The 22,806-nt window shown below is 71.0% G+C and carries 24 protein-coding genes; 13 read left to right on the top strand and 11 right to left on the bottom strand.

Annotated elements, in window-relative coordinates:
- Positions 1 to 73: 73 nt before the first annotated feature.
- Both AB0F04_RS07425 and AB0F04_RS07420 read left to right on the top strand, forming a co-directional pair.
- A complete protein-coding gene (locus AB0F04_RS07425; protein WP_362038795.1) occupies positions 74 to 1,123 on the top strand; it encodes a sterol desaturase family protein in 1,050 nt (349 codons plus the stop codon).
- Entirely contained in the window at positions 1,120 to 1,800 is a 681-nt protein-coding gene (locus tag AB0F04_RS07420; RefSeq protein WP_362038793.1) for a lysoplasmalogenase, read from the top strand. The genes AB0F04_RS07425 and AB0F04_RS07420 overlap by 4 nt, the downstream gene beginning before the upstream one ends.
- Positions 1,801 to 1,922: 122 nt before the next feature.
- Here AB0F04_RS07420 and AB0F04_RS07415 read toward each other — a convergent pair whose 3' ends face one another.
- The 4 genes from AB0F04_RS07415 to AB0F04_RS07400 all read right to left on the bottom strand — a co-directional run bounded on the left by AB0F04_RS07415 (position 1,923) and on the right by AB0F04_RS07400 (position 6,715).
- On the bottom strand, positions 1,923 to 2,948 hold the full coding sequence (locus tag AB0F04_RS07415; RefSeq protein ID WP_362038791.1) for a CopD family protein: 1,026 nt from the start codon (positions 2,946 to 2,948) through the stop codon (positions 1,923 to 1,925).
- Between the two features lie 48 nt (positions 2,949 to 2,996).
- Positions 2,997 to 3,596 (bottom strand): hypothetical protein, encoded by a 600-nt coding sequence (locus AB0F04_RS07410; RefSeq protein ID WP_362038789.1) that lies wholly within the window; start codon positions 3,594 to 3,596, stop codon positions 2,997 to 2,999.
- Between the two features lie 7 nt (positions 3,597 to 3,603).
- Positions 3,604 to 5,124 carry a S8 family serine peptidase gene (locus tag AB0F04_RS07405; RefSeq protein ID WP_362038787.1) on the bottom strand — a complete coding sequence of 507 codons (1,521 nt, stop codon included), beginning with the start codon at positions 5,122 to 5,124 and terminating at the stop codon, positions 3,604 to 3,606.
- A 61-nt stretch (positions 5,125 to 5,185) separates the two neighbouring features.
- Positions 5,186 to 6,715, bottom strand: coding sequence for a S8 family serine peptidase (locus AB0F04_RS07400; protein WP_362038785.1), 1,530 nt, complete (start codon positions 6,713 to 6,715; stop codon positions 5,186 to 5,188).
- Between the two features lie 254 nt (positions 6,716 to 6,969).
- On the opposite strand from AB0F04_RS07400, the gene AB0F04_RS07395 reads away from it, so the two are divergent.
- The 3 genes from AB0F04_RS07395 to moaA all read left to right on the top strand — a co-directional run bounded on the left by AB0F04_RS07395 (position 6,970) and on the right by moaA (position 10,108).
- Positions 6,970 to 7,326 (top strand): DUF485 domain-containing protein, encoded by a 357-nt coding sequence (locus tag AB0F04_RS07395; RefSeq protein ID WP_362038783.1) that lies wholly within the window; start codon positions 6,970 to 6,972, stop codon positions 7,324 to 7,326.
- Positions 7,323 to 8,948 carry a cation acetate symporter gene (locus AB0F04_RS07390; protein WP_362038781.1) on the top strand — a complete coding sequence of 542 codons (1,626 nt, stop codon included), beginning with the start codon at positions 7,323 to 7,325 and terminating at the stop codon, positions 8,946 to 8,948. Before AB0F04_RS07395 ends, AB0F04_RS07390 begins: the two co-directional genes overlap by 4 nt.
- Before the next feature lie 170 nt (positions 8,949 to 9,118).
- Complete coding sequence (moaA, locus tag AB0F04_RS07385; protein ID WP_362038780.1) at positions 9,119 to 10,108, top strand: GTP 3',8-cyclase MoaA; 990 nt, start codon at positions 9,119 to 9,121, stop codon at positions 10,106 to 10,108.
- A 70-nt stretch (positions 10,109 to 10,178) separates the two neighbouring features.
- Here moaA and AB0F04_RS07380 read toward each other — a convergent pair whose 3' ends face one another.
- Together AB0F04_RS07380 and AB0F04_RS07375 are read right to left on the bottom strand one after the other, a co-directional pair.
- Complete coding sequence (locus tag AB0F04_RS07380) at positions 10,179 to 10,394, bottom strand: hypothetical protein (RefSeq protein WP_362038778.1); 216 nt, start codon at positions 10,392 to 10,394, stop codon at positions 10,179 to 10,181.
- 239 nt (positions 10,395 to 10,633) lie between these two features.
- Complete coding sequence (locus AB0F04_RS07375) at positions 10,634 to 11,029, bottom strand: DUF3099 domain-containing protein (RefSeq protein WP_362038775.1); 396 nt, start codon at positions 11,027 to 11,029, stop codon at positions 10,634 to 10,636.
- A 244-nt stretch (positions 11,030 to 11,273) separates the two neighbouring features.
- On the opposite strand from AB0F04_RS07375, the gene AB0F04_RS07370 reads away from it, so the two are divergent.
- Positions 11,274 to 11,549 carry a GlsB/YeaQ/YmgE family stress response membrane protein gene (locus AB0F04_RS07370; RefSeq protein WP_362038773.1) on the top strand — a complete coding sequence of 92 codons (276 nt, stop codon included), beginning with the start codon at positions 11,274 to 11,276 and terminating at the stop codon, positions 11,547 to 11,549.
- A gap of 58 nt (positions 11,550 to 11,607) precedes the next feature.
- Here the strand turns inward: AB0F04_RS07370 and tyrS are convergent, their stop codons facing one another.
- The 3 genes from tyrS to AB0F04_RS07355 are packed head-to-tail and all read right to left on the bottom strand — an operon-like array spanning position 11,608 to position 15,848.
- Positions 11,608 to 12,876, bottom strand: coding sequence for a tyrosine--tRNA ligase (gene tyrS, locus AB0F04_RS07365; RefSeq protein WP_362038771.1), 1,269 nt, complete (start codon positions 12,874 to 12,876; stop codon positions 11,608 to 11,610).
- 57 nt (positions 12,877 to 12,933) lie between these two features.
- Positions 12,934 to 14,328: a metallopeptidase TldD-related protein gene (locus tag AB0F04_RS07360; protein WP_362038769.1), complete on the bottom strand. Its 1,395-nt coding sequence runs from the start codon at positions 14,326 to 14,328 to the stop codon at positions 12,934 to 12,936.
- Positions 14,325 to 15,848, bottom strand: a complete 1,524-nt coding sequence (locus tag AB0F04_RS07355) for a TldD/PmbA family protein (RefSeq protein WP_362038767.1) — start codon at positions 15,846 to 15,848, stop codon at positions 14,325 to 14,327. The genes AB0F04_RS07360 and AB0F04_RS07355 overlap by 4 nt, the downstream gene beginning before the upstream one ends.
- A 272-nt stretch (positions 15,849 to 16,120) precedes the next feature.
- On the opposite strand from AB0F04_RS07355, the gene fabG reads away from it, so the two are divergent.
- The 3 genes from fabG to AB0F04_RS07340 all read left to right on the top strand — a co-directional run bounded on the left by fabG (position 16,121) and on the right by AB0F04_RS07340 (position 18,125).
- Positions 16,121 to 16,840 (top strand): 3-oxoacyl-[acyl-carrier-protein] reductase, encoded by a 720-nt coding sequence (gene fabG / locus AB0F04_RS07350; protein ID WP_362038765.1) that lies wholly within the window; start codon positions 16,121 to 16,123, stop codon positions 16,838 to 16,840.
- Positions 16,841 to 16,845: 5 nt separating this feature from the next.
- Positions 16,846 to 17,613 (top strand): enoyl-ACP reductase FabI, encoded by a 768-nt coding sequence (fabI, locus tag AB0F04_RS07345; RefSeq protein ID WP_362038762.1) that lies wholly within the window; start codon positions 16,846 to 16,848, stop codon positions 17,611 to 17,613.
- A 161-nt stretch (positions 17,614 to 17,774) separates the two neighbouring features.
- On the top strand, positions 17,775 to 18,125 hold the full coding sequence (locus AB0F04_RS07340; RefSeq protein ID WP_362038760.1) for a hypothetical protein: 351 nt from the start codon (positions 17,775 to 17,777) through the stop codon (positions 18,123 to 18,125).
- Here the strand turns inward: AB0F04_RS07340 and AB0F04_RS07335 are convergent.
- Positions 18,103 to 18,795, bottom strand: coding sequence for an FCD domain-containing protein (locus tag AB0F04_RS07335; protein WP_362038758.1), 693 nt, complete (start codon positions 18,793 to 18,795; stop codon positions 18,103 to 18,105). The two genes, AB0F04_RS07340 and AB0F04_RS07335, sit on opposite strands and share 23 nt — an antisense overlap.
- Positions 18,796 to 18,865: 70 nt before the next feature.
- Here AB0F04_RS07335 and AB0F04_RS07330 point away from each other — a divergent pair, with 70 nt between their 5' ends.
- From AB0F04_RS07330 to AB0F04_RS07315, 4 genes are all read left to right on the top strand, one after another.
- Positions 18,866 to 20,212 carry a CynX/NimT family MFS transporter gene (locus tag AB0F04_RS07330; protein WP_362038756.1) on the top strand — a complete coding sequence of 449 codons (1,347 nt, stop codon included), beginning with the start codon at positions 18,866 to 18,868 and terminating at the stop codon, positions 20,210 to 20,212.
- 65 nt (positions 20,213 to 20,277) lie between these two features.
- On the top strand, positions 20,278 to 20,394 hold the full coding sequence (locus AB0F04_RS07325) for an SGM_5486 family transporter-associated protein (protein ID WP_097215821.1): 117 nt from the start codon (positions 20,278 to 20,280) through the stop codon (positions 20,392 to 20,394).
- A 165-nt stretch (positions 20,395 to 20,559) separates the two neighbouring features.
- A complete protein-coding gene (locus AB0F04_RS07320) occupies positions 20,560 to 20,766 on the top strand; it encodes a hypothetical protein (RefSeq protein ID WP_362038754.1) in 207 nt (68 codons plus the stop codon).
- Positions 20,767 to 20,831: 65 nt separating this feature from the next.
- On the top strand, positions 20,832 to 21,350 hold the full coding sequence (locus tag AB0F04_RS07315) for a histidine phosphatase family protein (protein WP_362038753.1): 519 nt from the start codon (positions 20,832 to 20,834) through the stop codon (positions 21,348 to 21,350).
- Positions 21,351 to 21,485: 135 nt separating this feature from the next.
- Here the strand turns inward: AB0F04_RS07315 and serB are convergent, their stop codons facing one another.
- Positions 21,486 to 22,712, bottom strand: coding sequence for a phosphoserine phosphatase SerB (serB, locus tag AB0F04_RS07310; RefSeq protein ID WP_361940961.1), 1,227 nt, complete (start codon positions 22,710 to 22,712; stop codon positions 21,486 to 21,488).
- Positions 22,713 to 22,806 lie beyond the last annotated feature (94 nt).

Genomic DNA, 22,806 nt, shown 5'->3' with positions numbered 1-22,806 from the left:
AGCGCGTACCGTCGGTAATACTTGTCGGTAACAACGTCTGGCCGGGGCGGGCCGCCGGTCCTACGGTGCTTGCATGCCGAACCTGCCCGATGTCGTGCTGTGGTCCGTCCCCGCCTTTGTGCTGCTCACCGTGGTCGAGATGGTGAGTTACCGCCTCCATCCCGACGAGGACGCGGAGGGTTACGAGGCGAAGGACGCCGCGACGAGCGTGGGCATGGGGCTCGGCAGCCTCGCCTTCGACTTCGTATGGAAGATCCCGATTCTGGCGATCTACACGGCCCTCTACGAACTCACGCCGCTGCGCGTGCCGGTGCTGTGGTGGACCATCCCGCTGATGCTGCTGGGGCAGGACTTCTTCTACTACTGGTCCCACCGCGGCCACCACGTCATCCGCATCCTGTGGGCCTGCCATGTCGTCCACCACTCCAGCCGGAAGTTCAACCTCACCACCGCGCTGCGCCAGCCCTGGACGTCCCTGACCGTGTGGCCGTTCTACGTCCCCCTCGTCGCCGCCGGCGTGCACCCCGCCGCGCTCGCGTTCTGCTCCTCGGCGAACCTCGTCTACCAGTTCTGGATCCACACCGAGCGCATCGACAAGATGCCCCGCTGGTTCGAGTTCGTCTTCAACACCCCCTCCCACCACCGCGTCCACCACGCCTCCCAGGGCGGCTATCTGGACCGCAACTTCGGCGGCATCCTCATCGTCTGGGACCGGCTGTTCGGGTCGTTCGTCGCCGAGACCGAGCGGCCCCGGTACGGACTGACCAAGAACATCACCACGTACAACCTGCTCAAGGTGGCCACGCACGAGTACGTGGCCATCGCCAGGGACCTGCGGGCGGCCCGCAGTTGGAGTGAGCGCGCGGGACGCGTGTTCCGCGGACCGGGCTGGGGGCCGGGACCTGCGGCTTCCGCACCGGCTCCGACCCCGACTGCCGCACCGGCCCCGGCCGACGCGACCACGCCGGTGACTGGGGGCACGGCAGTGCCTGAGGACACGTCGGCTCCCGGGAGCGGGCCGGCTTCCGACAGCGCCCCGGCCCCCGGGACCCGGTCCCTCGCCCAGGCCGTGCCGGCCGCCGACGCCGGGACCGCCCCGGCCGGGAAGAGCGCCCCGGCGTGAACCTCTCACGTCTCCTCGCGGCCGCCTTCGGCCTCGCCGCAGCCGTCGACCTCGTCTGCCTCGCGACCGGTGCCGACGCCGGTCACACCGTCGCCAAGCCCCTGCTGATGCCGCTCCTGGCCCTGTGGGCGGCCCTGCGCAAGGCGCCCCGGCCGCTCCTGGCCGCCCTGCTGTTCGGCTGGGGCGGGGACGTCCTGCTGCTGTCGGACGCCGAGCCGGCCTTCCTGGCGGGGATGGCCTCCTTCGCGGCGGGCCACATCTGCTACCTCGTGCTCTTCTCGGCGTACGGCAGCCGGAACACGGTCCCCCGCGCGCGTGCGGGCGCCCTGGCCCTCGGCTACGCCACCGCCCTCGTGACGACCGTCGCACTGCTGTGGCGGGACCTGCCCGCGGACCTGCGCGTGCCCGTCGCCGGCTACAGCCTCCTGCTCACCGCCATGGCCTACCGGTCCGCCCTCCGGCTCGGTCTCTTCGCAGGGCTCGGCGGGGCGCTGTTCCTGCTGTCCGACACGCTCATCGCCACCGGTGTGGCCGAGTGGCCGCAGCCGCCCGCGCCGGACTTCTGGATCATGCTCACGTACATCGCGGCGCAGACCCTGCTGACGGCCGGCACGCTCGGGGCGCTCGACGCGCGCAGGGCGCCGGCCGCCACGTACGGCGAGATGCGCGCGGTCTGAGACCTGCCGGCGCAGGGCCGCGCCACCGGCGAGGAAGAAGTCGGCTCCGAGGGGCAACCGGGGTCAGCGGCTCGGCGCCGACGGCTGTGGCGATGTTCCCCGAGGCCTCGGACGCACCGGCGTCACCAGCGGATGGGCACCGGAAGCGCCGTCAGGACCCCGGACACCGCGACCGCCAGGCCCAGGGCGACGACCTCCGCCCGGGCCGGAGCACACGCGGTCAGCGGATCGGCAGCCCGGCGCAACCGCCGCCGGGCCCCCACCGCGAGGGCGGCGGCGACCGCCACGAGCAGCACCTTGGCGAGCAGGGCGCGCCCGTACGCCGTCCCGGTCAGCTGCTCCAGGATCGTCTCCGGCGGCATCCGGCGCAGGGAACTCCACACGCCCGTCGCCGTGACGGCGGCGAGCAGGACGAACGCCACGCGCGCGTAGAGGCCCAGCAGGGCCGCGCCCGCCGCCGGATCGTGACGGCCGGACCACAGCCGCAGGACGCGCAGCGCGTGCAGCAGGCCGCCCGCCCACAGTGCCGCGCAGGTCAGATGAACGAGCGTCAGCCCGGTCCCGGTCAGCGGAGCGTGCTCGGCCGTGGGGTGGGCGCGCAGCGCCTCGGCGACGACCACGGCGGCCAGTGGCCAGACCTGCGTGACCGGCCGGCGCGACGCGGCGCACAGCCCCGCCACCAGGAACGCGTTGACCTCGAGCAGGGCGAGCCTGCCGTCCCGGGAGGCGTAGAGCCCCCCGAGGTCGATGTCCGCCCCCTGGCCCGGTACGCGGTTGCCGGTGGCCACGACCGCGGCGAGACCGAGGGCGGCGAGGAAACCGGCGCCGGCCGCGAGCCGGGACCAACTGCGGGGCAGACGAGCGGGAGGGGTCTCCCTGCCGGGCAGCGACCGCGCCAGGCGGTTCACGAACAGTTCGCCGACGGGTACGCACAGCGCCGCGAACAGCACCGTGCGCAGCAGGGCGATCCCGCCGGCGCCGGGCGCTTCGGCCTCCCCGGTGCCGTGCAGCGCGGCGGACGGGCCGAGCAGGGGGATCAGCGCGGCCGATGCCACCAGCACCAAGGCGGCGACGGCCCGACCGGCTGCGCTGCGCCGCGCGGACCCGTGCCGATCGGCCGGCCCGGGCGGGGGTTGTGTCTGGGTCACCCCAGGATCTTCACCAACCTTCACACGGCCGGGCAAGCCGGCGGAAAGTCATCCGACCCCGGATGCGGCCGACCACCACAGCCGCACCTCCTTGTCCTCGTCCGTCGGCCTCGGTTCCCAGCCCTGCGCGAGCGCGACTTCGGCGACGTACCACCCGCCGACTCCTCGGTAGTCCCGCAGCGGTATCGCGCACTCCACGGGCGGCCTCGGCTTCTTCGGCCGGGCCGGTGCGGAGGCCCGGGCGGTCCACTTGCCCACCGCCTTCTCCACGCGCGCCTTGTAGTACGGGACGTCGCCCTCGTGACGCAGCTCCCGCCAGGACACGCACCAGGAGGCCAGACGCATCACAGTGCCGAGCGCCCGGTCCGTGACCTTGAGGAAGCGGCCTTCGAAGGAATTGCTGAAGGGGGTGACGGCATCGGCGAACAGGCTCAGTACGAGAATCACGGCGAACATCGCCGCCCACATCACACACACCACCGGGAACCACACCACACTCCCGGCGAACCGCAGGGCCAACTGCCACCGCGGCCGCACGGGCCGGGCCGTCCAGGTCGCCGGATTCTCGTACACGTCCATGACGAGGAATCCTGCCGCAGACGCGAAGCGGGCCGGACGGGTGTCCCGTCCGGCCCTGATCTCCTTCACACGAGCTCTACTTGGTCACCGCGTCCAGCGCGTCCGCGATGCCCCAGCCGTAGAAACCGTTGCGGTTCTTGGAGCCCTCGCACACCGCGTCGACCTTGCCGTCGCCGTTGATGTCGTACGGGTCCGTGCACGGCGTGGCGTCGGCCTCCGCGTACAGCAGGGCCTTCACCAGGGCCGGAGAGGCGTGCGGGTGCGTCGACTTGATGAGGGCGGCGACGCCCGCGACGTGCGGGGACGCCATCGACGTACCGGCCATGTAGCCCCACTTGCCGCCGGGCAGCGTGCCCAGGATGAGGCCGCTCGTGGCCGGCGCCTCCGGCTTCTGGTAGGCGGTCGAGTCACCGCCCGGGGCGGCTATGTCCGCCACGCCCAGACCGTAGTTCGAGAACGACGACTTGATGCCCTTCGCGCCCGTCGAGGCGACCGTGACGACACCCGGCAGCTGGGTCGGGATGTCGAGGCACTTCGAGGGGTCGACGACCCGGTCGCCCGGCGTGGTGTCGTTCGGGGACGACGGGTCGGTGATCTCGTCCGAGGCGAGGTCGTAGTTCTCGTTGCCGGCCGCGGCGACGTTGACCGCGCCCTTCTTCTCCGCGTACCGCGAGGCCCGGGTGACGGCGTCCACGAGCGCCTTCTGGTCCGGGTCGTTCTTGCAGTTGAAGTACCAGGGGTCCGTGTAATAGCTGTTGTTCGTCACGTCGACCCCGTGCTCGGCCGCCCACACGAAGCCGCACACCACGGCCTCCGTGTAGAAGAAGCCGGCTGTGGTGGACACCTTGATGCCGGAGACCTTCACCCCGGGCGCGACACCGGTCATGCCGATGCCGTTCTTGGCGGCGGCGATCTCACCGGCGACGTGGGTGCCGTGCGGGCTCTCCTCTGCACTCGGCCGCCAGGCCCCGTCGGCCGTGTCCGGCTTGCCCGACACGCAGTTGACCGATGCCTCGCGGTCGAAGTTGGGCGCGATGTCGGGGTGGGTGTCGTCCACGCCGGTGTCGATCACGGCGACCGTGACCTTCTTGCTGCCCAGGGTCTTTTCGTGTGCCTTGTCCGCCTTGATGGCGGGCAGGTCCCACTGCTGGGGCTGCAGCGGGTCCTGTCCGGCCGGGGCATCGGCCGCGGCGACCTCGGCCGCGCTCAGCACCTTCGGCGCACCCAGGTCGCCCGTCGACGCCGAGGGCAGCGGCGCGGTGCGGGTGGCCCCCGCCGACTGCACACCGCGCACCGTGCGGATCGTCTTGGCGAAGTCGGCGTTCGAGGAGTGGACGACGATCACGCCGATCTGGTCGTACGACGTCACGATCGTGCCGCCCGCCTTGGCGACGGCCTTCTTCACGTGCGCGGAAGTGCCGTGCCCCGGCTTGACGTTGACGACGTAGCTGAGCGGGGTCGCCTCGGCCGCGGTGGGGGCCGGGGCGTCCTCCGCGGCCGTGGCCGCGGTGTTCGGCAGGAAGGCGAGGGCCGTGGCCATGGCCATCCCGGCCGGGATCGCGACGGCGCGACGGTAGCGCGCGTACGGCGCAGTCATGGTGTCTCCAGTTCGTTCACGGTACGAGCTGATGGTGCGGAGGTCTCGGTGGCGGGCCGGGTCACTTGACCGCGCGCAGCGCGTTGACGATGCCGTGGCCGTAGAAGCCGTTGAGACGCTTGCCGCCCTTGCAGACCGCGTCCTGTGTGCCGTCGCCGTCCTGGTCGTAGGAGGCGGGGCAGGCGGTCTCGTCGGCCTGCGCCTTCAGCAGCGCCTGCAGCCGGGCCGGAGACGCCCCGGGGTGCTTGGACTTCAGCAGCGCGGCGACGCCCGAGGCGTGCGGCGAGGCCATCGAGGTGCCCTGCAGGAAGCCCCACGCGCCGTTCGGCAGGGTGGAGAGGATGCGGCCGTCCTTGGACGGCGTGTCCGGGATCTGGTAGCGGCGGTCGCCACCCGGCGCGGCGACGTCCACGACGCCCTTGCCGTACGTCGAGAAGTACGACTTGACGTTGTCGACGCCCGTCGAGCTCACCGTGACGACACCCGGCAGCTGGTTCGGCACGTCGAAGCACTCGTGCGGGTCGATGGTGCGCTCGACGGGGGTGGAGTCGTCCGGGCTGGAGTCGTCGACGATCGCGTCCGAGTCCAGGTCGTGGTTGGAGTTGCCCGCCGCGGCGACGTTCAGCGTGCCCTTCTTCTGGGCGTACAGCTGCGCCCGGTTGACCGCGTCGACGATGGCCCGCTGGTCCGGGTCGTCCATGCAGTTGTACAGCCACGGGTCGACGTAGTAGCTGTTGTTCGTGATCTCCACGCCATGGTCGGCGGCGAACACGAACGCGCACACGACGCTCTCCGGGTAGAAGAGGCCGTTCGCCCGGTCGGTCACGTTGATGCTGGACACCTTCACACCGGGAGCGACACCCGCCACGCCCACGCCGTTGCGGGCAGCGGCTATCTCACCCGCGACATGCGTGCCGTGGTAGTCCTCGGCGGTGTACGGCCGCCAGGCGCCCTCAGTGGTGTCGGGCTTGCCGCCCGCGCAGTTGGCGGACTGGGAGGCGGAGAAGTTCGGGGCTATGTCGGGGTGGGTGTCGTCCACACCCGTGTCGATCACGGCGACGGTCACCTTGCGGCTGCCCGGGTTGATCCGCGCGGCCTTGTCGGCGCCGATCGCGCGCAGATCCCACTGGTCCGCTTCGAGGGGCTCACTGTCGGGCGTCGTCGCCGAGGCGGCCTCGGTGCGCTTCGCCTGGGCGGCCGTCAGGTACTCGACCGCGCCCTCCTCCTTCGTCCCCGCGGGGGCCAGCGGCGTGGTCCGCGTCGCGCCCGCGGACTGGACCCCGCGCACCGTGCGGATCGTCTTCGCGAAGTCGGGGTTCGAGGAGTGGACGACGAGCACGCCTATGCGCGCGTACGTGGCCACGACCGAGCCGTCGGCCTTCCCGATCGCCTTCTTCACCGAGGCGATCGTGTGGCGGTCCGTCTTGGTGTTGACGACGTACGCCAACTTCGGCGCGTCGTCCGTCCGGACGGCCGACTCCGCCTGCGGGGCAGCCGACGCGGCGGCGGGCAGGAAGCCCAGCGAGGCCGTCAGGGACAGCACGACGGGCACGGCGAGAGCGAGCCGGCGTCTGGAACGCAAGTGCGACATGGGGTCTCCACATCTCCGGAAACGAAACCGGCCCGGGGCACAGATGGTGCCCGGGCAGGTACATGACGTGGTGGTGCAGGGTGAAGCTATCCCGGCCTCTCGCTGGCCAGCAACGCTTTGTCGAAACGACTTCGGAAACAACGCCGGGTGTTTGAACCGGTTCTCACGCGCCGCCGTGACGTTGAACAAGGAGCGCGAGGACACGCGCCTCCGCCCACGTTCACAACCGCTGCCGTCCTTGCGAGGAGACTTTCGTGGCCACCGACGCACCGCCCCCCTCGAAAGAGCAACACAAGCTCCCCTCACCCGAGGAGTTCGCCGAGGTGCACGAGAGTGCGGAGTTCGGTGAACTGCGCCGCTCCTACCGCTCCTTCGCCTTCCCGCTGACCGTCGGCTTCATCACCTGGTACCTGCTGTACGTCCTGCTCTCGAACTACGCGGGCGGCTTCATGGGCACCAAGCTGTTCGGCAACATCAACGTCGCCTTCGTCCTCGGCGTCGCCCAGTTCGTCACCACGTTCCTCATCGCCTGGTGGTACTCGCGGCACGCCGCCGCGAAGCTCGACCCCAAGGCCGAGGCCATCAAGACCCGGATGGAGAGCGGCGCATGAGCCCCGTACAGCAGACCTTCCTCGCCGCGAACGAGGCCAGCGAGCACCGCCCGCTGATCATCACCCTGTTCGCGCTGTTCGTCCTCGCGACCCTCGGCATCACCATCTGGGCGGGCCGCCAGACCAAGGACGCCGCCGACTTCTACGCCGGCGGCCGTCAGTTCAGCGCCTTCCAGAACGGCCTCGCCGTCTCCGGCGACTACATGTCCGCCGCCTCGTTCCTCGGCATCGCGGGCGCGATCGCCATCTTCGGATACGACGGCTTCCTGTACTCCATCGGTTTCCTGGTCGCCTGGCTCGTCGCCCTGCTCCTGGTGGCCGAGCCACTGCGGAACTCCGGCCGCTACACCATGGGCGACGTCCTCGCGTACCGCATGCGCCAGCGCCCCGTGCGCACCGCGGCCGGCACCTCCACGATCGTCGTGTCGATCTTCTACCTGCTCGCGCAGATGGCCGGAGCGGGCGTCCTCGTCTCGCTGCTGCTCGGCATCACCTCCGACGCCGGCAAGATCCTCATCGTCGCCCTCGTCGGCATCCTGATGATCGTCTACGTCTCCATCGGCGGCATGAAGGGCACCACCTGGGTCCAGATGGTCAAGGCCGTGCTGCTCATCGGCGGCACCCTCCTGATCACCTTCCTGGTGCTGCTGAAGTTCGACTTCAACATCTCCGACCTGCTCGGCACCGCCGCCGAGAACAGCGGCAAGGGCGCAGCCTTCCTGGAGCCCGGCCTGCAGTACGGCGCGACCGGCACCTCCAAGCTGGACTTCATCTCCCTGGGCATCGCCCTGGTGCTGGGCACCGCCGGCCTGCCGCACATCCTGATCCGCTTCTACACGGTGCCCGACGCCAAGGCCGCCCGGAAGTCCGTGAACTGGGCGATCGGCATCATCGGCGGCTTCTACCTGATGACGATCGCGCTCGGCTTCGGCGCCGCCGCGCTCATCTCGCAGGAGGAGATCATCGCCTCCAACCCGTCCGGCAACACGGCGGCACCCCTGCTCGCCCTGCACCTGGGCGGTGTCGACTCCACGTGGGGCGCGATCCTGCTCGCCACCATCTCGGCGGTGGCCTTCGCGACGATCCTCGCCGTCGTCGCCGGCCTCACCCTGGCCTCGTCGTCCTCCTTCGCGCACGACATCTACGCCAACGTCATCCGCAAGGGGAAGGCCTCCGGCGCCGAGGAGGTCCGCGCGGCCCGCTGGGCGACCGTCTTCATCGGTGTCGTCTCCATCGGCCTGGGCGCCCTGGCCCGCGACCTGAACGTGGCCGGCCTGGTCGCCCTCGCCTTCGCGGTCGCCGCCTCCGCCAACCTGCCGACGATCCTCTACAGCCTGTTCTGGAAGCGCTTCACCACCCAGGGCGCGCTCTGGTCGATCTACGGCGGCCTGATCGTCGCCGTCGGCCTGGTGCTGTTCTCACCCGTCGTCTCCGGCGACCCCAAGGCGATGTTCCCCGAGGTCGACTTCGCCTGGTTCCCGCTGAAGAACCCGGGCATCATCTCCATCCCGTTCGGCTTCCTCATGGGCTGGCTCGGCACGGTCCTGTCCAAGGAGGAGCCCGACGCCAAGAAGTACGCGGAGCTGGAGGTCCGGTCGCTGACCGGCACCGGAGCCCACTGAGCACGACCCCTCCCGCGCGGCCGCGTCGTAGGAACCTCCAGGTCCCTGCGGCCCGGCCGCGTTCCGCGTCGTGGGATCGGGTCTGTGGCGTTGCCGGTCCGGTCACGTAGGCTCGCGGTGTCGGAGAAAAAGTGCCGCACGCACGATCCGCGACGAGGGAGGGGGCCCACGTGCTCATCGACACCTACGGCCGGGTGGCCACCGACCTGAGGGTCTCGCTGACCGACCGGTGCAATCTGCGCTGTACGTACTGCATGCCCGAGGAGGGTCTGCAGTGGCTGGCCAAGCCGGATCTGCTCACGGACGACGAGATCGTCCGCCTGATCGACATCGCCGTCACGTCCCTCGGGATCGAGGAGGTCCGCTTCACCGGCGGCGAGCCCCTGCTGCGACCGGGCCTGGTCGGCATCGTGGAGCGCGTCGCGGCGCTCGGCCCCCGCCCCCAGATGTCGTTGACCACCAACGGCATCGGCCTCAAGCGCACGGCGGCGGCCCTGAAGGAGGCGGGCCTGGACCGGGTCAACGTCTCCCTGGACACGCTCCGCCCGGACGTCTTCAAGACCCTCACCCGCCGCGACCGCCACAAGGACGTCATCGAGGGCCTGTACGCCGCCCGCGACGCCGGCCTGACCCCGGTCAAGGTCAACTCGGTCCTGATGCCGGGGCTCAACGACGACGAGGCCCCCGACCTGCTGGCCTGGGCCGTGGAGCACGACTACGAGCTGCGCTTCATCGAGCAGATGCCGCTCGACGCCCAGCACGGCTGGAAGCGCGACGGCATGATCACGGCCGGCGACATCCTGGCCTCCCTGCGCACCCGCTTCGAGCTGACCGCCGAGGGTGAGGAGAAGCGCGGCTCGGCTCCGGCCGAGCGCTGGCTGGTGGACGGCGGCCCGCACGTGGTGGGCGTCATCGCCTCTGTCACGCGCCCCTTCTGCTCGGCGTGCGACCGCACCCGCCTCACGGCCGACGGACAGGTCCGCACCTGCCTGTTCGCCCGGGAGGAGACGGACCTGCGCGCCGCGCTGCGCTCCGGCGCCCCGGACGAGGAGATCGCCCGGATCTGGCGCCTGGCGATGTGGGGGAAGAAGGCGGGAGCGGGTCTGGACGACCCGAGCTTCGTACAGCCGGACCGCCCGATGTCGGCGATCGGGGGTTAGGACATCGCCCCCAGGGGGCGCGGGGAACTGCGCGACGAGCCAAAGACGGCCCGCGGACGACAGGGCGACGTCAGTCGTCGCTCTCTTCCCAGTCCTTCAAGAGAACCACGTCCTTCAAGAACCCCCGCACCCCGAGGAACTGCGACAGATGCTCGCGGTGCTCCTCACAGGCCAGCCAGGTCTTGCGCCGCTCCGGCGTGTGGATCTTCGGGTTGTTCCACGCCAGCACCCACACGGCGTCGGCACGGCAGCCCTTCGCGGAACAGATGGGCGTCTCGTCACTCACAGGTTCGTCTCACCACAGCACACAGAAAAGGCGACGCCGAGCAGCCACGGGGGGAGCTGCCCGGCGTCGGTCCGTCGCTCCGACGGGGGATGCGGAGCGCGTACGAAGTATGTCACGGGTAACCCCGGCCCCGGCACTGGAACAACATGATTGATCTGAGCTTTTCTTGAGCTTGGCGGGAAGCTGACTTTCCCTTCCCGCTCCGCCGCGATCTCCCGCGGAACCGCCCCGGGTCGTACCTACCGCTCGTGCGATTCGCCCGGCGCACCCGCCCCCGGCCCGGGCACGGCGTCTTCCGCAACCGATTCCCCCGGCCCTCCACCCGCACCAGGCGGGCCGATCATCGGACGCGCATGCGTCACCACGAACGTCGACGGCAGGGACGGCGCATTCTCACGCCCCGCGTTGGCGATCACCACCGCGATGTACGGCAGCACCAGCCCGAGCACCAACGCCACGATGGCGACGTGCCGTTCGACGTTCCACAGGGTGGCCGCGAGGATCACGGAGATCGTGCGGACCGTCATCGAGATCACGTACCGGCGCTGCCGCCCGCGTACGTCCTCCTGGAGTCCCGTCCGGGCGCCGGTGATCCGGAAAACCTGGACGTTGCCGCCGCCATGCTGCTTCCGCATCGCATTCCACCATCCGCCCGTATCGGACTCTCCCCGCCCCGTAGCCGTCCCCGGCCGGCCGGGGAACCAGGCCGGGACAGCTCTTACGTTACGCCGCGGCCGGCAGGGCCACGAGACCGGGTTGCGCCCCGCCCGGACGAGGCGTCTGCGCCGTCCTGCGTACTGCGCCCGTCGGCATGCGGCCTAGGGCACCTGGGCCGACACTGGCCGTAGTGCTCATGTCGAGCCGTGCGAGGAGGCAGTGATGGGCTGGTTGTGGGCGATCATCGTGGGGCTGGTGCTCGGCCTGCTCGCGAAGGCGATCATCCCGGGCAAGCAACACCTCCCCCTGTGGCTGACCGTCATCCTGGGCATCATCGGCGGCATCGCCGGCAACGCCATCGCCCGGGCGGCCGGTGTCGACGCCACATCCGGGATCGACTGGTGGCGGCACGTCTTCCAGCTGGTGATGGCGGTCATCCTGGTCGGTCTGGGCGACAGGGCCTGGACCGCCGCCCGGGGAGAACAACGCAGGGCATGACCGGTACGGCGAAGGGGGCGGCCTCCGGTACCGGAGACCACCCCCTTCGCCGGGATGCTCAGCCGCCCGTGACCTCGACGGCGGCCAGATTCTTCTTGCCCCGGCGCAGCACCAGCCAGCGGCCGTGCAGCAGGTCCTCCTTCGCGGGGACGGCGTCCTCACCGGCGACCTTGACGTTGTTCACGTAGGCGCCGCCCTCCTTGACCGTGCGGCGCGCGGCGGATTTGCTCGCCACCAGACCGACCTCGGCGAACAGGTCCACGGTCGGACCGAGCTCGGCGACCTGGATGTGCGGCACCTCCGACAGGGCCGCGGCCAGCGTCCGGGCGTCGAGCTCCGTCAGGTCGCCCTGCCCGAAGAGGGCCTTGGACGCGGCGATCACGGCGGCCGTCTGGTCGGCGCCGTGCACCAGCGTCGTCAGCTCCTCCGCCAGCGCCCGCTGCGCGGCCCGGGCCTGCGGACGCTCCTCGGTCTGTCGCTCCAGCTCCTCCAGCTCCTCGCGGGAGCGGAAGGACAGGATGCGCATGTACCGGGAGATGTCCCGGTCGTCCACGTTCAGCCAGAACTGGTAGAACGCGTACGGCGTCGTCATCTCCGGGTCGAGCCAGACGGCGCCGCCCTCGGTCTTGCCGAACTTGGTGCCGTCCGCCTTGGTCATCAGCGGCGTGGCCAGCGCGTGCGCGGTGGCGTCGGGCTCCAGGCGGTGGATCAGGTCCAGACCCGCCGTGAGGTTGCCCCACTGGTCGCTGCCGCCCTGCTGGAGCGTGCAGCCGTAGCGCCGGTACAGCTGCAGGAAGTCCATGCCCTGCAGGAGCTGGTAGCTGAACTCCGTGTAGCTGATGCCCTCGGAGGACTCCAGGCGCCGGGCCACGGAGTCCTTCGTCAGCATCTTGTTGACGCGGAAGTGCTTGCCGATGTCGCGGAGGAACTCGATCGCGGAGAGGTTCTCCGTCCAGTCGAGGTTGTTGACCATGACGGCCGCGTTGTCGCCCTCGAAGTCCAGGAACGGCTCGATCTGGGCGCGCAGCTTGGCGACCCAGCCGGTGACCGTCTCCGGGTCGTTCAGCGTGCGCTCCGCGGTCGGGCGCGGGTCGCCGATCAGGCCCGTGGCACCGCCGACCAGCGCCAGCGGCCGGTGACCGGCCTGCTGGAGCCGGCGCACGGTGAGCACCTGCACCAGGTGCCCCACGTGCAGCGACGGCGCCGTGGGGTCGAAGCCGCAATAGAACGTGACGGGACCGTCCGCGAGCGCCTTGCGCAAAGCGTCCTCGTCGGTGGACAGGGCGAACAGCCCGCGCCACTTCAGCTCGTCGACGATGTCCGTCACGGTTCTCGTATCTCCTCGGATGATCCTCGGGCAGTCGGGTGACAGCCGCCTACGAGGTTATACGCCCTGACTGACAGAGCTCATATTGAAATCGGGGACGCGCAGCGCGGGCATCGCCGCCCTGGTGAACCAGTCGCTCCACTCCCGGGGCAGCGTCTTCTCCGTCCGCCCGGCCTCCGTGGCCCGGCCCAGCACCCCGACCGGCGACTCGTTGAACCGGAAATTGTTCACCTCGCCCGTCACCTCGCCGTTCTCGACGAGGTAGACGCCGTCCCGGGTCAGGCCCGTCAGCAGCAGCGTCGCCGGGTCGACCTCGCGGATGTACCACAGGCAGGTCAGCAGCAGCCCGCGCCCGGTGTTCGCGACCATCTCCTCCAGGGAACGGTCCTCGCCGCCGTCCAGGACGATGTTGTCGATGCCCGGCGCCACCGGCAGGCCGGTCAGGCCCGCGCTGTGCCGGCTGGTCGTCAGGTGGCGCAGCACGCCCTCGCGCATCCACTCGGTCGGCGCGAGCGGCAGCCCGTTGTCGAACACCGACTGGTCGCCCCCGGAGGAGTGCGCGATCACGAAGGGCGCCGACTCCAGGCCCGGCTCGTTCGGGTCGCTGCGCAGGGTCAGCGGCAGGTCGGTCAGCCTCTCGCCGACCCGCGTGCCCCCGCCCGGCTTGGAGAAGACCGTGCGGCCCTCGACCGCGTCCCGGCCCGACGCCGACCACATCAGGTAGATCAGCAGGTCCGCCACGGCCGTCGGCGGCAGCAGCGTCTCGTAGCGCCCGGCGGGCAGCTCCACGCGCCGCTCGGCCCACCCCAGGCGCACCGCCAGCTCCGCGTCCAGGGCCGCCGGGTCGACGTCCTTGAAGTCCCGCGTGGAGCGGCCGGCCCACGCGGACCGGGTCCGGTCCGGCGACTTGGCGTTCAGCTCCAGCGTCCCGTTCGGCTGGTCGTGCCGCAGCCGCAGCCCGGTGGACGTGCCGACGTACGACGACACCAGCTCGTGGTTGGCGAAGCCGTAGAGCTCCCGCCCGCCCGCCCGCGCGCGGGCGAAGGCCTCGCCGAGCGCGGGGGCGAAGTCGGCGAACACGGCGGAGGAGGTCTCGACGGGCGCCTCCGTGAACTCCGGCGACTGCGCCACGCCCGCGACCAGCGGCTGCGCGTCCTCGGCGGGGCCGGCGCCGCGCGCGGCGGCCTCGGCGGCGCGCACCAGGGGCTCCAGCTCGTCCGGGGTGACGGCGGAGCGTGACACGACCCCGGAGGCGGTGCCCTCCTTGCCGTCGACGGTGGCGACCACGGTGAGCGTGCGCCCGCGCGTGACGCCGTTCGTGGTCAGCGCGTTGCCCGCCCAGCGCAGGTTGGCGGTGGACTGCTCGTCGGCGATGACGACACAGCCGTCCGCCCGGGACAGTTCGAGGGCCCGCTCGACCACTTCGTGCGGCTTGCTGGTGCGAGGGCTCATCGACCGGCCTCCTGGGTCGTGTTCAGAATGTTGACGCCCTTGAAGAGGGCCGAGGGGCAGCCGTGCGAGACGGCCGCGACCTGGCCCGGCTGGGCCTTGCCGCAGTTGAAGGCACCGCCGAGCACATAGGTCTGCGGCCCGCCCACCGCGGACATCGACCCCCAGAAGTCGGTGGTCGTCGCCTGGTAGGCCACATCGCGCAGCTGCCCGGCGAGCCGCCCGTTCTCGATGCGGTAGAAACGCTGCCCGGTGAACTGGAAGTTGTAGCGCTGCATGTCGATCGACCAGGACCGGTCGCCGACGACGTAGATGCCGCGCTCCACGCCACCGATCAGGTCCTCGGTCGACATCCCCGCCGGGTCCGGCCGCAGTGACACGTTGGCCATGCGCTGCACCGGCACGTGCCCGGGGGAGTCGGCGTAGGCGCAGCCGTTGGACCGTTCGAAGCCGGTCAGCTTCGCGATCCGCCGGTCCAGCTGGTAGCCGACGAGTGTGCCGTCCTTGACCAGGTCCCAGGACTGGCCGGCGACGCCCTCGTCGTCGTACCCGATGGTGGCCAGGCCGTGCTCGGCGGTGCGGTCGCCGGTGACGTTCATCAGCTCGGAGCCGTAGCGCAGCCTGCCCAGCTGGTCGAACGTGGCGAAGGAGGTGCCGGCGTAGGCGGCCTCGTAGCCGAGCGCCCGGTCCAGCTCGGTGGCGTGCCCGATGGACTCGTGGATGGTCAGCCACAGGTTGGACGGGTCGACGACCAGGTCGTACAGGCCCGGGCGCACGCTCGGCGCGCGCATCTTCTCGGCGAGCAGCTCCGGGATCCGCTCCAGCTCGTCCTCCCAGTCCCAGCCGGTGCCCGTCAGGTACTCCCAGCCGCGTCCCACCGGCGGCGCGAGGGTGCGCATGGAGTCGAACTCGCCGCTCGACTCGTCCACCGACACCGCGTTGAACACCGGGTGCAGCCGCACCCGCTGCTGCGTGGTCACGGTCCCGGCGGTGTCGGCGTAGAACTTGTTCTCGTGGACCGTCAGCAGCGAGGAGTCCACGTGGTCGACTCCGTCGGCCGCCAGCAGCCGCGCGCTCCACTCCGCGATCAGGCCGGCCTTCTCCTCGTCGGGCACGGAGAAGGGGTCGATCTCGTACGACGAGATCCACGTCCGGTCCGCGTGCACCGGCTCGGGGGCCAGCTCCACGCGCTCGTCCGACCCCGCCGCCTTGATCACCTGGGCGGACAGCTTCGCCATGGCCACGGCCTGCCCGGCGACCCTGGCGGCGGCGTCCAGGGTGAGGTCCACGCCCGACGCGAAGCCCCACGTACCGCCGTGCACCACCCGCACCGCGTACCCGAGGTCGGTGGTGTCCGACGACCCGGCGGGTTTGGCGTCCCGGAACCGCCAGGAGGCGCCCCGCACCCGCTCGAACCGGAAGTCCGCGTGCTCGGCGCCGAGCGCACGCGCGCGTGCGAGGGCCGCGTCGGCGAGGGGGCGTAGGGGGAGGGCCGTGAAGGCCTCGTCGATGGTATGAGGCACCGCCGTCTCTTTCTGTCGAGGTGACCGTGGTTGCCGTGCGTGGTGACTGCTCCGATCATGTCGCCCATCCCTCGCGCGGGCCACGACTTTCCCGAGCCGGCTTCGTGGCTTTCTGTAGGGACCCGACAGGTAGTCCCCTACGCCACTGTCGGTGCCCGATTGTCCGCGGGCCTGCCCGGACCGATAGGTTTTCGAGGAAGCCGCCTGTCATCACCGCCTGTCGTCCAGGCGCCCGGGCGGGGTATTCAGACCGCTATCGAAAGGGTGATCCGTTGAGCCGCTCGGTTCTCGTCACCGGAGGCAACCGGGGCATCGGCCTCGCCATCGCCCGCGCTTTCGCCGATGCCGGCGACAAGGTCGCCATCACGTACCGCTCGGGTGAGCCGCCGGCCGCCCTGACGGACCTGGGCTGCCTGGCCGTCAAGTGCGACATCACCGACGCCGAGCAGGTGGAGCAGGCCTACAAGGAGATCGAGGAGGCGCACGGCCCCGTCGAGGTGCTCGTCGCCAACGCCGGCATCACCAAGGACCAGCTCCTGATGCGCATGTCCGAGGAGGACTTCACCTCGGTCATCGACACCAACCTCACCGGCACCTTCCGCGTCGTCAAGCGCGCCAACCGCGGCATGCTGCGCGCCAAGAGGGGCCGCGTCGTCCTCATCTCGTCGGTCGTGGGTCTGTACGGTGGTCCCGGCCAGGCGAACTACGCCGCCTCCAAGGCCGCCCTGGTCGGCTTCGCGCGCTCCCTCGCCCGTGAGCTGGGTTCGCGCAACCTCACCTTCAACGTCGTCGCACCCGGCTTCGTCGACACGGACATGACCAAGGCGCTCACCGACGAGCAGCGCGAGACCATCGTGAAGCAGGTCCCGCTCGGCCGGTACGCCCGGCCCGAGGAGGTCGCCGCGACGGTGCGGTTCCTCGCCTCCGACGACGCCTCGTACATCACTGGAGCCGTCATCCCCGTAGACGGCGGACTGGGAATGGGTCACTGATCACCATGAGCGGAATTCTCGAGGGCAAGCGCATCCTGATCACCGGCGTGCTGACGGAGGCGTCCATCGCCTTCCACACCGCGAAGCTGGCCCAGGAGCAGGGCGCCGAGGTCATCCTCACCGCCTTCCCCCGGCCCACGCTGACCGAGCGCATCGCCAAGAAGCTCCCGAAGCCCACCAAGGTCATCGAGCTCGACGTCACCAACGACGAGCACCTCGCGCGGCTGGCCGACATCGTCGGCGAGGAGCTCGGCGGTCTCGACGGTGTCGTGCACTCCATCGGCTTCGCCCCCCAGGACGCCCTCGGCGGCAACTTCCTCAACACGCCGTTCGAGTCGGTCGCCACGGCCATGCACGTCTCGGCGTACTCCCTGAAGTCGCTGACCATGGCCTGCCTGCCGCTGATGCAGAACGGCGGCTCGGTCGTCGGTCTGACGTTCGACGCGCAGTTCGCCTGGCCGCAGTACGACTGGATGGGCCCGGCCAAGGCGGCCCTGGAGGCCACCAGCCGCTACATGGCCCGCGACCTGGGCAAGCAGAACATCCGCTGCAACCTCGTCTCGGCGGGTCCGCTCGGTTCCATGGCCGCCAAGTCCATCCCGGGCTTCAGCGAACTGGCCTCCGTGTGGGACTCCCGTTCCCCGCTGGAGTGGGACCTGAAGGACCCCGAGCCGGCCGGCCGCGGTGTCGTCGCCCTGCTGAGCGACTGGTTCCCGAAGACCACCGGCGAGATCGTCCACGTGGACGGCGGTCTGCACGCCATCGGAGCCTGATCTCCCGCACGTCCTCGACGCCCCGTCTCCCGCAGCGCGCGGGGAGCGGGGCGTCACTCGTTCGGCTCAGCCGGCCGGGCGGACGGGGCCCGCGACCAGGCACTCTTGAGTACGCGTCCACCACGCGAGCCCCTCCCCAGCACGGCCGAGGAGGTCCCCTTGTGCGCTTGTCCCGCCGAACGGCCTCAGTGTCCCTCGCCGTCTCGCTCGTGCTGGTCCCGGCGTACGAGGCGGTGCCCCACGCGCGCGTGCCCGTCGGCGAGCGGGAGGCCGCGGACCCCTTCGGCGCCGCGTGCCGGATCCGTGTGACCGGCTCCACGGTGACCGCGTACTGCCACAACCCCTACCCGGAGCCCGACCGTGTGAGCCTGCACGTGGAGTGCGCCCGCTGGTGGGACATCGACACCGACAGCTCCCCGATCGAGGCAGGTCCCGCGCAGACCGTGCGGCTGACGGGACGGTGCTGGAAAGAGGTCGGCGACGTGTGGGTCAGTCACCGGCGGACGAGCTGACCCTGCCCGGGCGGCACAGGAACGGGTAGCGGGCGGCCTCCGTGGCGGCCGTGTCCGCCTCGCCCGCGCGGATCGCCTCCAGCAGCCGCCCGTGCTCCATGTAGGTCTCCGGCGTCAGCTCCTCGCCGACGTCCCCGCGCAGCCAGTCCCGCAGCACCTCGCCCAGGTCCGCGTACATGGCCGTCATGACGTCGTTGTGGGAGGCGGACACCACGGCCAGGTGGAACGTCGCGTCCGCGGTCACGAACGCCTCCTTGTCGCCCGACTCCCAGGCCTCCTCGCGCCGCAGCAGCAGCGCGTCCAGCTGCTTGAGGTCCTTCTCCGTGCGCCGCTCGGCGGCCAGCCGGGCGGCGGCCGACTCCAGCGTGGAGCGCAGCTCGGCGATGTGCCGGGGGTCGGCCTCGGCGAACCGCCGCTGCATCACGCCGGCCAGCTCGCTCGTCGCCACCACGTATGTGCCGGAGCCCTGGCGGATGTCCAGCAGACCGTTGTGCGACAGGGCGCGTACGGCCTCACGGACCGTGTTGCGGGCGACACCGAGCTGCTCGACCAGTTCCGGCTCGGTCGGGATCCGCGAGCCGACCGGCCACTCGCCCGAGGTGATCTGGGCCCGCAACGCGGCGATGACCTGCTCGGACAGGGCCGAGCGACGGGGATGGCTCAGGGGCATGGCACACCTTCGCACGACCGGGGCGCCCGTGGGCAGCCGAGGAGTGGACAGTCAATCATCCTATGATTCTATGATGGGTCTCATGCATCGTGAGGAAACCCGGACGACGACATCCCCGACCGTACGCAGCCCCGCCGCGCACGAGCCCGGGACACCGGGTGGCGCCTCCCCGCGCGCGTGGACGATGCGACTGCTCGTCCTCGGCATCGTGCTGTCCGCGCTGAACCTCCGTCCCGCCATCACCAGCCTCGGCGCCCTCCTGGAGGAAGTCCGCGACGGGCTCGGCATGAGCGGCAGCGTGGCCGGGCTGCTCACCTCGGTGCCGCCGCTGTGCTTCGCCGTCTTCGGGGTCACGGCCCCGCGGCTCGCCCGCCGCTTCGGACCCGGTGCGGTGGTGTGCGCCGGCATGGCGGCCATCGCCACCGGCCTGCTCATACGCCCGTTCGCGGGGGGCACGCCCGGCTTCCTGGCCGGGAGCGCCCTGGCCCTCATGGGCATCGCGGTCAGCAACGTCCTGATGCCGGTCATCGTCAAGCGTTACTTCCCCGACCGCGTGGGTTCCATGACCGGCCTGTACTCGATGGCCCTCGCCCTCGGCACGGCCCTCGCGGCCGCCGTCACGGTGCCCCTGACCGACGCCCTCGGCGGCCGCTGGCAGACCGGCCTGGCCCTGTGGGCGGGGCTCGCCGTCGCGGCCGTCCTGCCATGGCTGCCCTTCGCCCGGAGCCGCGTCACACCGCCCGGGGCGGAGGAGAAGGCCGCCGAGACGGCGACGCCGACGCAGGGCCCGGCTCCGGCCGCCTCGGAGCACGCCCACGGGGAGGCGCCCCGGCTGCGCATGGCGCGGAGCCGTACCGCCTGGGCCCTGGCCGTCTTCTTCGGGCTCCAGGCCACCGCCGCCTACATCACCATGGGCTGGATGGCGCAGATCTTCCGGGACGCCGGTGTGCCCGCCGGCACCGCGGGGCTGCTGCTGGCGGTCACCATGGTGATGGGCGTGCCCCTCGCGTTCGTCATACCCCGGCTGGCCACCCGGCTGCCCCACCAGGGCCCGATCGTGATCGCGCTGGGTCTGTGCGGGCTCGCCGGCTATGCAGGGCTGTACCTCGCGCCCGCAGCCGGGGCCTGGGCCTGGGCCCTGCTGCTCGGCGTCGCCAACTGCGCCTTCCCGCTCGCCCTGACCATGGTCGGCATGCGGGCCAGGACCGGCCCGGGCGTGGTCCGGCTGTCGGCGTTCGCGCAGAGCACCGGCTACCTGATCTCCATCCCGGGACCGCTCCTGGTGGGCGTCCTCTACCAGCACAGCGGCGGCTGGGGCCTGCCCATCGCGCTGATGAGCGCCCTGATGATCCCGCAGATGGCCGTCGGTTTCCTGGCCGGCCGCGACCGCACGGTGGAGGACGAGGCGGCCCGCTGAGCCACGCCCCGGGGAGAGGGCACCCCGGGGCGTCCGGCAGGCACGGGGGGTGGGACACTTTCCCCATGCCAGTGCTCGACCCGAATCCCCAGCACGGTCAGAAGAAGATGCTGCTCGTCTTCGGCGCCTTCTTCGCGATCTTCATCGTCATCGCCGTCATCGCGACCATCGCCTCGCCATGACCGGCGCTCGCGCGGCCCGTGGTGGGGGTAACCCCCCTGTCCCCTAGGGGGTGAGGGTCAGGGTCAAGTGGGTGGATCACCGGATGGGTGGGCAGCCGCTGATTCCGTAGCTTCGAGTGTGTGACCGCGAGACGGTCACCGACCACTCGAGGAGCGGAGGCAACCATGTCGGCCCCTACGCACACCCGGCCCCATCCGGCGACCCGGGCCGGTGCCGCCGGCCGGCTCCCCTGGTGGGCTCTCGCCCTGCCCGTGCTCGCCTTCACCGCACTGCTCACCCTCATCCTGAACCCGTCCGAGGCGCACGCGGCCGCCGGTGAGCCGGTGATCAGCCACCTCTTCGAGCGTATCCAGCAGCTGACAGCCCGCTGATCACGGCGGAAGCCGGTGGTCAACTCCCTGCGCCAGGTGGCGTGTTTCATGCGAAGCTGGATCTCATGAGCGTCGCAGAATCCCGCAGGATTGTCCTCTTCCGCCATGCGAAAGCCGACTGGCCACAGGTCACCGATCACGAGCGTCCCCTCGCCGACCGGGGCCGCATGGACGCGGCCGAGGCCGGGCGCAGGCTGACCGACACCGGTATCGCCTTCGACCTGGCGCTGTGCTCCACCGCGGTCCGGACCCGGGAGACATGGAAGCTCGCCGTCCAGGAGTTTCCGCAGCGGCCGAAAACCGTCTACGAGGAGCGGATCTACGAGGCCTCGCCGGGCGAGCTCATCGCGCTTCTCAACGAGACCCCCGACGACGCGCAGAACGTCCTCATGATCGGGCACAACCCGGGCATCCAGGGACTCGCCGACATCCTGGCGGGCTCGGGCGAGGACGACGCCAGGGAGCGCATGACCCGGCGCGGCTTCCCGGCCGCCGCCTTCGCCGTGCTGTCGTTCGGCGGCACGTGGAAGAGCCTCGAGCCGGGCGCGGCCACGCTGCGGGACTACTGGGCACCGGCCGAGTGACGACCTCCGCCTGACCACGTGACAGAGGGGCCCGGCGCCGGTGCGGCGCCGGGCCCCTCCTGGTCGGATCGACGATGCCGGGAAGACGGTTCAGGCGATGCCGAAGGGCGTTGCGGGCGATGTCGTGAGGGCGGATCAGCCGATGTCGAGGGTGTCCGCCGCCTCGACCTCCTCACGCGTGACGCCCAGCAGGTACAGGACCGTGTCCAGGAAGGGGAAGTTCACCGCGGCGTGCGCGGCCTCGCGCACCACCGGCTTGGCGTTGAAGGCGACACCGAGCCCCGCCGCGTTCAGCATGTCCAGATCGTTGGCCCCGTCACCGATCGCCACCGTCTGCGACAGCGGCACACCCGCCTCGGCCGCGAACCGGCGCAGCAGCCTGGCCTTGCCCGCGCGGTCGACGATCTCGCCGGTGACCTTGCCCGTCAGCCTGCCGTCGACGATCTCCAAGGTGTTGGCGTGGGCGAAGTCCAGCCCGAGCCGCTCCTTCAGATCGTCCGTGACCTGGGTGAATCCGCCCGACACGACGCCCACTTGGTAGCCGAGCCGCTTCAGCGTACGGATCAGTGTGCGCGCGCCCGGCGTCAGCCGCACCTCGCTGCGCACCTTGTCCACGACCGAGGCGTCCAGTCCCTCCAGCAGCGCCACGCGCGCGTGCAGGGACTGCTCGAAGTCCAGCTCCCCGCGCATCGCGGCCGCCGTCACCTCGGCGACCTTGTCCTCGCAGCCGGCGTGCGCGGCGAACAGCTCGATGACCTCGTCCTGGATGAGCGTCGAGTCGACGTCCATGACGACCAGGCGCTGCGCACGCCGGTACAGCCCGGCGGCGACGACCGCCACATCGATACCGAGCCGGGCGGCATCGGTCACCAGGGCGGTGCGCAGCGGCTCGGTCTCCACGCCGGAGACGGCGAACTCGACGGCGGTCACCGGGTATTTGGCGAGCCGGAAGATACGGTCGATGTTGCCGCCGGTCTTCGTGATCCGCGCGGCGATCGCGGCCGTCGCCTCGGCGGTGAGCGGGTGCCCGAGGACGGTGACCAGGGAGCGGCCCAGGCCGCGCGGCCGGTTGTCGCCGAGGCCGGAGATGATCTCCGCCTGCATCTTCATCGACTCGGCCCAGCTGTGGACGGTCGCCCGCAGATCTCCCTCGACGCCCGGGGGCGGCTCGGTCACGAGCGCGCACAGCACCATCCGGCCACGGGTGACGACCTGCTCGATGTCGACGACGTCGACGGAGTAGGCGGCGAGGGTGTCGAAGAGGCCGGCGGTGATGCCCGGCCTGTCCTTGCCGAAGATCTTCACAAGGAGGGTGGGGACGTCGGCGGGGACGTCGGAAGACGAGGTCTGTGAAGCGCTCATGGTGGTTCCACCGTATCCGGCGTGCGGCACCCACCGCCCCCGAGGTCCGTCTGGCGGACAGCGAACAGCGGATGTCGGGTGGATGAACGGAATC

It is taken from the genome of Streptomyces sp. NPDC029041, from assembly GCF_040637515.1.
In the GTDB taxonomy this organism is placed as follows: domain Bacteria; phylum Actinomycetota; class Actinomycetes; order Streptomycetales; family Streptomycetaceae; genus Streptomyces.
The sequence above is the reverse complement of the archived record's forward strand: the minus strand, read 5'-3'. Positions and strand labels throughout refer to the sequence as shown.